The 12,672-nt window shown below is 68.7% G+C and carries 11 protein-coding genes; 10 read left to right on the forward strand and 1 reads right to left on the reverse strand.

The genetic code is table 11. The annotated features are described in order from the left end of the window. Positions 1-2 precede the first annotated feature (2 nt). From AB0J16_RS51005 to AB0J16_RS51020, 4 genes are read left to right on the forward strand one after another with little or no spacing between them, the layout of a single operon-like run. Positions 3-1,094, forward strand: a complete 1,092-nt coding sequence (locus AB0J16_RS51005) for a Gfo/Idh/MocA family oxidoreductase (RefSeq protein ID WP_358553794.1) — start codon at positions 3-5, stop codon at positions 1,092-1,094. Then, positions 1,091-3,865: an alpha-mannosidase gene (locus AB0J16_RS51010; protein ID WP_358553796.1), complete on the forward strand. Its 2,775-nt coding sequence runs from the start codon at positions 1,091-1,093 to the stop codon at positions 3,863-3,865. The genes AB0J16_RS51005 and AB0J16_RS51010 overlap by 4 nt, the downstream gene beginning before the upstream one ends. A gap of 37 nt (positions 3,866-3,902) precedes the next feature. Further along, entirely contained in the window at positions 3,903-4,787 is an 885-nt protein-coding gene (locus AB0J16_RS51015; RefSeq protein WP_358553798.1) for a hypothetical protein, read from the forward strand. After that, a complete protein-coding gene (locus tag AB0J16_RS51020; protein ID WP_358553800.1) occupies positions 4,780-4,992 on the forward strand; it encodes a hypothetical protein in 213 nt (70 codons plus the stop codon). Before AB0J16_RS51015 ends, AB0J16_RS51020 begins: the two co-directional genes overlap by 8 nt. Positions 4,993-5,045: 53 nt before the next feature. Here AB0J16_RS51020 and AB0J16_RS51025 read toward each other — a convergent pair whose 3' ends face one another. Next, positions 5,046-5,540, reverse strand: a complete 495-nt coding sequence (locus AB0J16_RS51025; protein WP_225290547.1) for an Lrp/AsnC family transcriptional regulator — start codon at positions 5,538-5,540, stop codon at positions 5,046-5,048. Between the two features lie 262 nt (positions 5,541-5,802). Between AB0J16_RS51025 and AB0J16_RS51030 the strand changes: the two genes are divergently transcribed. From AB0J16_RS51030 to AB0J16_RS51055, 6 genes are all read left to right on the forward strand, one after another. Next, entirely contained in the window at positions 5,803-7,236 is a 1,434-nt protein-coding gene (locus AB0J16_RS51030) for a gamma-aminobutyraldehyde dehydrogenase (protein WP_358553802.1), read from the forward strand. Between the two features lie 15 nt (positions 7,237-7,251). Continuing rightward, positions 7,252-8,319, forward strand: a complete 1,068-nt coding sequence (locus tag AB0J16_RS51035; protein ID WP_357943021.1) for an ABC transporter ATP-binding protein — start codon at positions 7,252-7,254, stop codon at positions 8,317-8,319. Positions 8,320-8,358: 39 nt separating this feature from the next. Continuing rightward, positions 8,359-9,552, forward strand: a complete 1,194-nt coding sequence (locus tag AB0J16_RS51040) for a spermidine/putrescine ABC transporter substrate-binding protein (protein ID WP_358553804.1) — start codon at positions 8,359-8,361, stop codon at positions 9,550-9,552. A 3-nt stretch (positions 9,553-9,555) separates the two neighbouring features. Further along, positions 9,556-10,407: an ABC transporter permease gene (locus AB0J16_RS51045; protein ID WP_358553806.1), complete on the forward strand. Its 852-nt coding sequence runs from the start codon at positions 9,556-9,558 to the stop codon at positions 10,405-10,407. Next, on the forward strand, positions 10,404-11,189 hold the full coding sequence (locus AB0J16_RS51050) for an ABC transporter permease (protein WP_358553808.1): 786 nt from the start codon (positions 10,404-10,406) through the stop codon (positions 11,187-11,189). The genes AB0J16_RS51045 and AB0J16_RS51050 overlap by 4 nt, the downstream gene beginning before the upstream one ends. 65 nt (positions 11,190-11,254) lie before the next feature. Next, positions 11,255-12,649: an FAD-dependent oxidoreductase gene (locus AB0J16_RS51055; protein ID WP_358553810.1), complete on the forward strand. Its 1,395-nt coding sequence runs from the start codon at positions 11,255-11,257 to the stop codon at positions 12,647-12,649. Positions 12,650-12,672: the final 23 nt, after the last annotated feature.

Raw genomic sequence — 12,672 nt, forward strand, 5'->3', positions numbered from 1 at the left:
TTTTGAAGATCGCGCTTGTCGGGTGCGGCGCCGTCACGCAGGCGGTGTACGTGCCGCTGCTGTCGAGGCGCCGCGACCTGTTCGAGGTGACCGCCGTCTGCGACCTGTCGCGGGCCCTCGCCGACGTCGTCGGCGACCGGCTGGGGGCGCCCGGGCGCTTCACGGCCGTGGAGAGCATGCTGGCCGAGGGCGGGTTCGACGCCGTGCTCATCCTCGCCTCCGGCTCCCACGGCGAGCCGGTACGCCGGGCGCTGGCCGCGGGCTACGCCGTGCTGTGCGAGAAGCCGCTCGCGCTGACCAGGGCCGAGGTCGAGGCGCTGCCCGAGGGGCGGCTGATGGTCGGCTACATGAAGCAGTACGACCCGGCCGTACGCCGGGCCGAGGAGCTGCTGGCCGAGCTGGGCGGCCCGGCCGCGATCCGGTCGGTCGAGGTGACCGTGCTGCACCCGAGCGCCGAGTCCCAGCTGGCCTTCGCGAGCCTGACGCCGGCCCGCGACGTCGACCCCGCGCTGCTGGCCTCGCTGCGCGCGGCGGAGCACTCGCTGGTCTCCTCGGCGCTGGGGGAGTCGGCTCCCGACTCGGTCCGGGCCCTCTACGGGGTAGCCCTCGGCTCGATATGCCACGATTTGTCGCTCCTGAGGCGATTTAGTGGGTCGCCAGCGGAAATTTCGGCTGTTGAGACGTGGGGGCCGGGGCCCGGGTCCGTCGAGATCTCCGGAACGCTGCCGGTCAGCGGGCGGTTCTCGATCCGGTGGCACTACCTGGAGGACTACCCGGCCTACCGGGAGACCGTGGTCATCCACCACGACAAGGGCTCGCTGGAGCTGGTCTTTCCCTCTCCCTACCTGATGAACGCGCCCACGACGCTGACCGTGGTCTCGGGTGACGGCTCGGGCGGCGAGAGCCGGACCGAGTGGCGTGACGTCACCGAGGCGTTCGAGGTGCAGCTGGCCGCCTTCCACGCCTACGTCACCAAGGACGAGCCGCCGCTCACCGCCGCGGCCGGCGGACTGGCCGACATCGTCACGGCCCAGAGCATCGCCGCGCGCTATGCCGTACAGCATGACCTGCCCATCGGAGGGGAAGCCGCGTGAGCGCCGAAATCGTCGTCGTCCCCCACACGCACTGGGACAGGGAGTGGTACGAGCCCTTCCAGCGCTTCCGGCTGCGGCTGGTGGCGCTGCTCGACGAGGTGCTCGACACGATGGAGCGCGAGCCCGACTACCACTTCACCCTCGACGGGCAGCTGGCCTGCGTGGACGACTACCTGGAGGTCCGGCCGGAGAATCGCGACCGCATCGCCGCGCTGGTCGAGTCCGGGCGGCTGGCGGTCGGGCCGTGGCAGATCCTGCTCGACGAGTTCCTGTGCTCGGGCGAGAACATCGTGCGCAACCTCGAACTCGGCATGAACCGGGCCGACAAGCTCGGCGGGGCCATGGCGGTCGGGTACCTGCCCGACATGTTCGGGCATACAGCGCAGATGCCGCAGATCCTGCGGCGGGCCGGGCTGCTGCACGCCTGCGTCTACCGGGGTGTGCCGTCGTCCGTGGTGACCGACGCCTTCGCCTGGGTCGCGCCCGACGGCACGGCGCTGCGGACCCAGTACCTCCCGGCCGGCGGCTACGGCAATGGGGCGCACCTCTTCGAGGATCCGGCGCGTCTGCCGGAGCGGGCCGCCGAGTTCACCGAGCGGATGCGCGAATGGCACGGGCCCGAGGGGGCCTTGCTGGCGATGTACGGGACCGACCATTCGGCCCCCGTGCGCGGGTTGCCCGGCATGGTGGCGGACATCGGCGCCCGCATGGACACCTTGTCCGGATACATCGGCGCTTATTCGGGTGATGTGGAGGGGCTGCCCCGAGTCTCCGGCGAGCTGCGCTCCCACGCCCGCGCGAACATCCTGCCCGGCGTCATCTCCGTACGCGCCCACGTCAAGCAGGCCATGGGCCGGGCCGAGCGGATGGTCGAGCGCTACGCCGAGCCGCTGGCCACCCTCTGGGGTGGCGACTGGCCCGGCCGCTTTCTCGACATGGCGTGGTGGCGGCTGGTGGACGCCAGCGGGCACGACTCGGTGACCGGCTGCGGCGTCGACGACACGGCCCAGCAGGTCGCCGCGCGCATCGCCGAGGCCGAGCACCTCGGGCAGGCCGTACGCGACATGGTGACCGCCCGGCTGTCCGCCGCCGTCCCGTCGGACGGGGTGCTCGTCGTCAACCCGACGCCCGCCACGCGGCGCGGCGTCGTGCTGGTGGACGTGGCGGGCCGGGATCCCCTGGTGGACCCGACCGGCGCGCGGGTGCCCGCGCAGACCCTGGAGTACGCGCCCACGCTGCTGCTGGACGCCGAGATGGACCCGGCCACGGCGCTGACGTTCATCCATGGCACGGAGCTGTACGGCCAGCACATCACCGGCTGGTCGGTGGACGACGGCACGCTGACGTTCACGGTGGCGCGGGAGTCGGCGACGGCCTTCAACGTGGCGCAGCTGCGCGGGGCGCTGGACGGGGTGACCCGGGTACGCATCGTCGCCGAGGCCCGCCGTACCGTCGCCGCCCTCGTCGAGACGCCACCTTTGGGACACACCAGCATCCGACCGGCGTCTGCCGACACCCTGCGCGACACCGGCCCGGCGCCCGACGGCTCCGTGGCGGCGTCGGGCGGCTCTCCCGCCGAGTCCGGTGGTGCGGGTTCGGCATCCGGTGCCTCCGCCGCGATGAGCGCGCCGGTCGCCGGGGTGCGGGCCGAGGAGCGGGCGCTCGACAACGGGCTGCTGCGCGTCGAGGTGGCGGCGGACGGGACGCTGGCGCTGACCGGCGCCGAAGGGGCCACCGTCACGGGCGCCGGCCGCATCGTCGACGGTGGCGACGTGGGCGACACCTACAACTACGCGCCCCCGGCCGACGACCGGATCGTGTCGGACCCGGTGTCGGTCGAGCTCACGCTGGTCTGCTCGGGCCCGCTGGTGGCCGCCTTCGACGTACGCCGCACCTACCGCTGGCCCGCCGCCGGCCAGGGCGTCGAGGGCACCCCGGAGATCCCGGCCGCCGCCAGGACCGAGGCGACCGAGGAGATCGTCGTCGACACGCGGATCGAACTGCGGGCCGGAGAGCCGTACGTCAGACTGCACGTCTCGTTCGACAACCGATGCTCCGACCACCGGGTACGCCTGCACATACCGCTGCCCACGCGGGCGGCGGCCTCGCACGCGGAGGGCCAGTTCGCGGTCGTCACCCGCGGCCTGTCCGCGGAGGGCGGCTGCGGTGAGGAGCCGCTGCCCACCTTCCCGGCCTCCGGGTGGGTGGCCGCCGGTGGCGTCGCTGCGCTGCTGGAGCACGTCACCGAGTACGAACTGGTGGAGGACGGCGCGGAGCTCGCGCTCACCCTGCTGCGCTCGGTCGGCTACCTCTCCCGCAACCTGCACGTCATGCGCCCCGAGCCCGCCGGTCCCCAGCTGCCGACCCCGGCCGCTCAGTCTCGCGGCCTGCGCTCGGTCAGCCTCGCGCTCATGCCGTACGGCGGGTCGTGGGCGGCGGTGCCGCCGGCGGCCGAGACCTTCCGGCACGACCTCCTCGTGGTGCCCGGCATCGGCGACCCGTCACTCGCCCTGCCCCCGGCGGCCTCCGGCCTGTCGGTGACGGGCGACGGCGTGGTCATGACCTCGCTCAGGGTCCGCGACGGCCGACACGAACTCCGCGTCGTGGCGTACTCGGAAACCCCCACGAACGCGACCATCTCCGGCACGTTCACTCAAGCCCGCCACGCCGACCTCCGCGGCCGCCCAGGCGACCCGATCCCTGTCTCCTCCGGCACGATCCACCTTCCTCTGCGCCCTTGGGAGATCGCCACCGTCCAACTTGGAAACTGAGAGTATTTTCATGACTACGTAGAGTAATATCTCGGCCATGATCACCCCATTGCACGAGGGGCTGGTCGGGATCACCACTCTCGACCCCGAACTTACGGCGCGGATGCTGCGCGAGCTGTTCGCCCTCCCGATACCCGACAAGTCCAAGGGCACCCAGGTGTCCTGCGACCTGTCGGAATGCGTGCCGGCCGTCTACCGGGCGGACGCGGCACTGCTGTACGGCGATGACCCCAAGAAAGCCGAGCTGGGGGTCATCGCCGAGGTTCAACTGGAGCAGGACGAGAGGAAGCGGTTGTCCTGGCTCGCCTACATCGCCAACCTCCGCGCCCGCGACAAGTGTCCTGTCTGCCTCGTCGTCATTTGCCCCAAGCGAAGGACCGCCGAGTGGGCGGCTCTTCCCATCGAAACCGGCCATCCGGGCCTGACTCTCACCCCGCTGGTGATCGGGCCCGACAACACTCCCGTCATCACGGATGTGGTCGAAGCCGTCGGCAACATCGGCCTGGCGGCCATCTCCGCGATCACGCAGAGCAAGCATCCGCTGATAGCGGACATCCTCGCCACCCTGACGGAGGCTTTGGACAGCCTCGATTCGGACGTGGCCCGACGCTACGCTGAATATGTCACCGTGGCGCTGACCGGCAACGCGCAGAAGGAAATGGAGCGACTCATGGCCACAGAGACCTACGTCTACCAGGGAGAGTACGCACAGAGCCTGCTCGCCAAGGGCGAGGCAAAGGGCGTGGCCAAGGGGCGCGTCGAGGAGGATATCGAGTCCCTGCTCATGGTGCTCGAGACTCGAGGGATGGCGCTGTCCGACGGCGACCGTGAGCGCATCACGACCTGCGGTGACATCGCACGCCTCCGGCTGTGGCTGAAGCGGGCGGTTCTGGCCTCCACGGTGGAGGAAATCTTTGCCTGAGAGCTACCTCTACCAGGGGGAGTACGCCCAGAGCCTGATCGCCAAGGGGATGGTCAAGGGGCTCCTCAGGGTGCTCGCGGCCTGCGAGGTCGTGTTGTCCGACAGTGACCGCGAGCGCATCTCGACCTGTGATGACGCCGCACAACTCGAGCTGTGGCTGAAGCGGGCGGCTCTGATCTCCACGGCAGAGGAACTCTTCGCCTGACCCGCAGCCGAACGATGACTTGAGGCGGGCGTACAGACCCGCCTCCAGTCAGCTCAGCGCGTCCCCCACGAGTACGTCTGCTTACGCAGCTTCAAATACACGAACGACTCGGTAGCCCGCACAGCCGGGATGGCCCGGATCTTGCTGAGGATCTCCAGCAGGTGCCCGTCCCCCTCACACACCACCTCGACGATCACGTCGAAGGACCCGGCCGTCAGCACCACGTAGTCGATCTCGTCGATGGCCGCCAGTTCGTCCGCGACCGACTCCAGGTCGCCCTCGCAGTTGACCCCGATCATCGCCTGGCGCGGGAAGCCGAGCGTCAGGGGGTCCGTCACCGCGACGATCTGCATCACCCCGGCCTCCTGCAGGCGTTGTACCCGCTGCCGGACCGCCGCCTCCGACAGGCCCACGGCCTTGCCGATCGCCGCGTACGGCATGCGCCCGTCGCTCTGCAGCTGTTCGATGATCTGCTTGGAGAGATCGTCGAGCACGAACGGCCCAGAGGGCGCGTCACTGTTGCGTCGTACGCGGGGCGGCGTGGACATTGCGAGGATCCTCCTAGCGGTCCGGCGTTGCGGGCGCATTCCCGCGGTGTTGCCGTCCTGGTGCGACATGGTGTCAGTTCTGATCGCTCTGTCAAGCGAATTCGTAGCAATTTGGTATATTCGCCACGAAATCCCTTGTCGTGAGGCGTGTGCTCTGTAAGAGTCTCGGCATCTCAGCCACCTCACCAGGAGGTCATATGACCGAGCTTGTCGAGGTCATCAATAGACACAGCACCTTGGTCAGGCGACCGAAGGAGAGCGCATGAGCACCCGTCTGCAGAACTACGTCAACGGTGCGTTCGTGGACGCCAAGAGCGGCCGATTCTCCGATGTCATCGACCCCTGCACGGGCGAGGCCTACCTGCGGGCCCCGATCTCGGGCAGCGAGGACGTCGACGCCGCCTACGCCGCCGCGGCCGCCGCGTTCGAGTCATGGGGCCGGACCACCCCGGGCGAGCGGGCCAACCTGCTGCTCAAGGTGGCCGACGCCATCGACGCCCGCGCCGACGAGATCAACGAGGCGGAGTGCCTGAACACCGGCAAGCCGCGGGCCCGCATGGCCGAGGACGAGACCCCGGTCGCCTCCGATCACTTCCGCTTCTTCGCCGGCGCGGCCCGTACGCTGGAGGGCCCCACCTCGGGCGAGTTCCTCGCCGAGCACACCAGCGTGATCAGGCACGAGCCGATCGGGGTGATCGGGCAGGTCACGCCGTGGAACTACCCGATGATGATGGCGGTCTGGAAGATCGCCCCGGCGCTGGCCGCCGGCAACACGATCGTGCTCAAGCCGTCCGACACCACCCCGGCCTCCACGCTCAAGCTGGCCGAGATCCTCGGCGAGGTGCTGCCCGCCGGGGTCTTCAACGTGGTCACGGGTGACCGGGAGACCGGCGCGCTCGTCGTGGGTCACCCGACCGCGGCCATGGTCGCCATCACCGGCTCCGTCGGCGCCGGCATGTCGGTGGCCAAGACCGCCGCCGACGACCTCAAGCGGGTGCACCTGGAGCTCGGCGGCAAGGCGCCCGTCGTGGTCTTCGAGGACGTCAAGGACCTGCGCAAGGCCGCCGGCGACATCGCCACCGCGGGCCTGTACAACGCGGGCCAGGACTGTACGGCCGCGTGCCGCGTGCTGGTCCACGAGAGCGTGCACGATGAGTTCGTCGCCGCGCTGACCGAGGCCGCCGCCGGCACCGTGACCGGTGACCTGTCCAACGACGAGGCGCTGTACGGCCCCCTCAACAACGAGAACCAGCTGGCCAGGGTGCAGGGCTTCATCGAGCGCGTCCCGGCGCACGCCAAGGTGCTCACCGGCGGTCACCGGGTCGGCGAGAAGGGGTACTTCTTCGCCCCCACGATCGTCGATGGGCTCAAGCAGGACGACGAGATGGTGCAGAACGAGGTGTTCGGCCCGGTCATCACCGTCCAGACCTTCTCCGACGAGGCCGACGCGCTGACCAAGGCCAACGACGTCAGGTACGGCCTGAGCGGCTCCGTCTGGACCTCCGACCACGGCCGGGCCATGCGCATGTCCAACAGGCTCGACTTCGGCGTGGTCTGGGTGAACACGCACATCCCGTTCGTGTCGGAGATGCCGCACGGCGGCTTCAAGCACTCGGGCTACGGCAAGGATCTCTCGGTGTTCGGTCTGCATGACTACACCCGGGTCAAGCACGTCATGCACTACATCGGCGACTAAGGACTGTGCCGGGACATGGCCGAGTTGAACGCGATCGAACTGGATGACGTCGTCAAGGAGTACCTCTCGCACGGCGAGGTCGTCCAGGCCGTGAAGGGCATAACGCTGGGCATCGCCGAGGGAGAGTTCTTCTCGCTCCTCGGCCCGTCCGGGTGCGGCAAGACCACGACGATGCGGATGGTCGCGGGGTTCGAGGACCCCTCGCGTGGCGTGGTCAGGCTGCACGGCAAGGACGTGACGGATGTCCCGCCGAACAAGCGTGACGTGAACATGGTTTTCCAGTCCTACGCGCTGTTCCCGCACATGAGCGTGTGGGACAACGTGGCGTTCGGGCTCAAGCAGCGCAAGGTGCCGCAGCAGGAGATCAGGCAGCGCGTCGGCGAGATCCTGGAGATCGTCGATCTCACCGGCCGGGAGAAGCGCCGGCCGCGCGAGATGTCCGGCGGCCAGCAGCAGCGGGTGGCGCTGGCCCGCGCCCTGGTCAACAAGCCGCGGGCGCTCCTGCTCGACGAGCCGCTCGGCGCGCTCGACCTCAAGCTCCGCCAGGCCATGCAGATCGAGCTCAAGCGCATCCAGCGCGAGGTCGGCATCACGTTCGTGTACGTGACGCACGACCAGGGCGAGGCGCTCACCATGAGCGACCGGATCGCGGTCATGAACGACGGCCTGGTCGAGCAGCTGGCCGGGCCGCGCGAGATCTACGAGCGGCCCGCGACGGCGTTCGTGGCCGGATTCATCGGCACCTCCAACCTGCTGGCGGGCACCGCGGCCGGCGGCGTGCTGACCGTCGGCGGCGGCCGGGTGCTGGTGCCCGAGCGGAACGGCCAGGTCACCGTGACCGTCCGGCCGGAGAAGATCACCATCTCGACGGAGCAGCCCGACGGCGATGTCAGCGCCGTGCCCGGCACCGTGGCCGAGGTGGTCTACCTGGGGACCTACAACAGTTACGCCGTGAGCCTCGCGGACGGGGCCGAGATCACGGTGTTCCAGCAGAACGCGCTCGACTCGACGACCACTGCGGAGCGGGGCGATCCCGTCTGGCTGTCGTGGAGGGCGCAGCACTCTTATGCGATCGGAAGTTGATTCATGGACCCCTCGCTCAACCCAGCCCTCCTGAGGGGCATGACCCAAGCCCGTACCCGTCGAGACGCCTTCAGGATCGCCGGTCTGTCCGCCGCCGGGCTCGCCCTGGCCGCCTGCGGCGTGCAGGGCAAGAAGGCGGCGCCGCCCAAGGCCGACGCGGTCAAGGAGTTCTGGGCCAAGCAGACCAAGCACGGCCGCGTGGTCTTCGCCAACTGGCCCGAGTACATGCCTGAGAACCAGGCGCCGCTGAAGAAGTTCCAGCAGGCCACCGGCATCTCCTACGAGTACAAGGAGGTCATCCAGGAGAACGCCGAGTTCTTCGGCAAGGCCGACCCCGTACTCAGGGCGGGCCAGTCGCTCGGCTTCGACATCGTCGTGATGACCAACGGCGTCCAGCTCCAGCACATGATCGACCTGGGCTACGTGACGGCGCTCGACCACTCGCAGATGCCGAACTTCCTGGCCAACGTCGGCGACAAGTACAAGGATCGCGCCTACGACCCGGGCAACGTCTACACGATGCCGTACACCTCGGGCGTGACGGGGATCGCCTACAACACCAAGTACGTCAAGGACGAGCCCAAGAGCATCGAGGCGCTCTTCGATCCGAAGTACAAGGGCCGGGTCGGCATGATGAGCGACGCGCAGGAGATCGCCAACTTCGGCATGTTCGCCCTGGGCCTGGACCCGGAGAAGTCGACCGAGGCCGACTGGCAGAAGGCCGGGGCGAAGCTCAAGGCCCAACGCGACGCCGGAATTGTCCGGAAATATTACGACCAGAGCTATATCGATGCCGTGTCCAAGGGCGACGTCTGGATCAGCATGGCCTGGTCGGGCGACGTCTTCCAGCGGCAGCTGGCCGGTGAGCCGGTCAAGTTCGTCGTGCCCGAGGAGGGCGGCACGATCTGGACCGACAACATGCTCATCCCCAAGAACGCCGCCAACCCGCTCGACGCGCTCATCCTCATGGACTACCTCTACCAGCCGGCCGTCGCCGCCGAGCTGGATGAGTTCATCCAGTACGTCACGCCGGTGCCGGCCGTACAGGATCTGCTGCGCGAGAAGGCCGGGAAGGCGACGGGCGAGGCGAAGAAGTCGCTGGAGGAGATGGTCGACAGCCCGCTGATGTTCCCGTCGGAGGCCGACTACGCCAAGCTGCGCACCTACACCAAGTTGAGCACCAAGCAGGAACAGGTGTTCAACCCGATCTTCCAGTCGATCACGCAGGCGTAGCCGATGAGGCGGCTCACCCCCTACCTGCTGGCGCTGCCGAGCTGGATGTGGCTGGGAATCTTTCTGGTCGTGCCGATGGCCGCCATGGCGTCGGTGTCGTTGCAGACGGGCAACGCGATCGACGGCTTCGCCATGACGTTCAGCTTCTCCAACTACACCAACGCGCTCAGCCGCTACAGCCCGCAACTCCTGCGCTCCCTCTTGTACGGCGGGCTGGCCGCGGTGGCGATGCTGGTCATCGGCTACCCCGTGGCGTACTGGATCGCCTTCAAGGGCGGCGCGCGCAAGTCGATGTACCTGTTCCTGCTGCTGCTGCCGTTCTTCGTGTCGTTCGTGCTGCGGACGATCTCGTGGGGCTTCCTGCTGGCCGACGACGGCGTCCTGTTCGGCCCGCTGAAGAGCTGGGGCGTGCTGCCCGCCGGTTTCCACGTGCTGGCCACGACGTTCGCGGTGGTGGGCGGGCTGACCTACAACTTCCTGCCGTTCATGATCCTGCCGATCTACGTGGCGCTGGAGCGGGTCGATCCGCGGGTCATCGAGGCGGCCTACGACCTGTACGCCTCGCGCACGGCGGCCTTCCGCCGGGTGGTGCTGCCGCTGTCGCTGCCGGGGGTGTTCGCCGGGGTGCTGATGACCTTCGTGCCCGCCACGGCGGACCCGGTCAACGCGCAGATCCTCGGCGGCACGTCCAACACGATGATCGGCAACATCATCCAGACCCAGTATCTGACGAACCTCGATTACCCGACGGCCTCGGCGCTGTCGTTCACGCTGATGGCCGTGCTGCTCGTGGGCATCTTCATCTACGCCAAGGCGCTCGGCACCGAGAACGTCCTCGAGGCGGCGGCTCGATGAGGGGCCGCGGGCTCGGGGACCGGCTGCTGCACGCCTACACCTGGCTGATCATCGTCTGGCTGTCGTCGCCGATCGCCGTGATGATCCTGTTCGGGTTCAACGACAAGAAGAGCAAGTCGAACACCACCTGGCAGGGCTTCACCCTCAAGTGGTACCACCAGCTCTTCGACATCTCCGATCTGACCGTCGCACTGCGCAACTCGCTGGTGATCGCGCTGGTCAGCACGCTCATCACGGTCGTGATCGGCACGATGCTGGGACTGGCCATCGGCCGCTACCGCTTCCGGGGCCAGGGGGTGACGAACTTCCTGGTGTTCGCCGCGATCTCGACGCCCGAGCTGGTCATGGGGGCGTCGCTGCTGTCGCTGTTCGTCTCGGGCAACGTGCCGCGCGACGCGAACACGATCATCGTCTCGCACGTGCTGTTCTCACTGTCCTTCGTCGTCGTCACCGTACGCGCCAGGGTGATCGTGCTGGATCCGGCGCTGGAGGAGGCGGCCAAGGATCTCGGGGCGACCAGCTGGGGGACCTTCCGGCAGGTGACGCTGCCGTCGATCCTGCCGGGCGTGCTGGCCGGGGCGATGCTGTCGTTCGCGCTGTCGATCGACGACTACGTGGTGACCAGCTTCGTCAACGGCTCCACCGTCACCTTCCCGCTGTGGATCGTCGGGTCCGTCAAGACCGGCATCCCGCCGCAGGTCAACGTCATGGGTACGCTGATCTTCGGAGTCGGGGTACTGATCGCCATCGCCACCTCGGTCACGGCTCGCCGTCGTGCCTGAAAGTCCTCGACTCTGAAGTCCTCGACTCTGAATCCTCGAACCGAATCTGTGGGGAAGTGGAATGTGTGGATCCGCTGAAGGCGCTTGCTGACGCGGAGCGCAAGCCGTACTGGCTGGACAGTCCGGCCAGACCGGAGCCGCGACCGCGGCTCCTCGGAGACACCAGCGCCGACCTCGTCGTGGTCGGCGGCGGCTTCACCGGGCTGTGGACCGCCCTGCTGGCCAAGGAACGCGACCCTGACCAGGACGTCGTCCTGCTCGAAGGCCGCAGGATCGGCTGGGCGGCCTCCGGCCGCAACGGCGGCTTCTGCATGGCGACCCTCACCCACGGCCTGCCCAACGGCCTCGAACGCTGGCCCGACGAGATCGACCGGCTCGAACGCCTCGGCGTGGCCAACCTCGACGAGATCGAGCGGACGCTGGAGCGCTACGGCATCGACTGCTCCTTCGAGCGCACCGGCGAGCTGAACGTCGCCACCGAGCCATGGCAGCTCGACGCGTTCGGCGAGCACCTCGATCTCGTCTCCGAGCTCGGCCTCGACTACGTGCCACTCGACCAGGACCAGGTGCGGGCCGAGGTGAACTCGCCCACCTACCTGGGCGGGTTCTGGGACCGCAGCGGCTGCGCCATGCTCGATCCCGCCCGGCTGGCCTGGGGGCTGCGCGAGGCCTGCGTGTCGCTCGGCGTCCGGGTCTATGAGCGCAGCCCGGTCCGCTCGCTGGTCGACGACGGCGTCACGATCAGCCTGCGCACCCCGCACGGTGTCGCCACCGGCCGCCGCGTCGCGCTCGGCACCGGCGTGTTCCCGCCGCTGCTGCGGCGGCTCAAGCACTTCGTGGTGCCGGTGTACGACTACGCGCTCATGACCGAGCCGCTGACCGAGGCGCAGCTCGCCGAGGTGGGCTGGCGCAACCGGCAGGGCGTCGGCGACGGGGCCAACCAGTTCCACTATTACCGGCTGACCGACGACAACCGCGTCCTGTGGGGCGGCTACGACGCCGTCTACTACAACGGCGGCCTGGTCAAGCCGGAGTACGACCAGCGCGACGAGACGTTCGTCAAACTCGCCGGGCACTTCGTCACCACGTTCCCACAGCTCGCCGACGTGCGCTTCACACATCGCTGGGGCGGTGTGATCGACACCTGCAGCCGGTTCAGCGCCTTCTACGGCCAGGCGCACGCCGGTCGGCTGGCCTACGCGGTCGGCTACACCGGCATGGGCGTCGGCGCCACCCGCTTTGGCGCGAACGTCATGCTCGACCTGCTCTCGGGCGAGCGCACCGAGCGGACAGACCTGCGGATGGTACGCGAGAAGCCGATCCCGTTCCCGCCGGAGCCGGTGCGGTCCGGGGTGATTCAGTTCACCCGGTGGTCGATCGCCCAGGCCGACCAGCACGAGGGCAGGCGCAACCTCTGGCTGCGCGCCCTCGACCGGATGGGCTTGGGCTTCGACTCATAACCCGGGCAAAAGGCGGGATCATC

This window comes from Nonomuraea sp. NPDC049750, from assembly GCF_040659625.1.
GTDB lineage: Bacteria > Actinomycetota > Actinomycetes > Streptosporangiales > Streptosporangiaceae > Nonomuraea.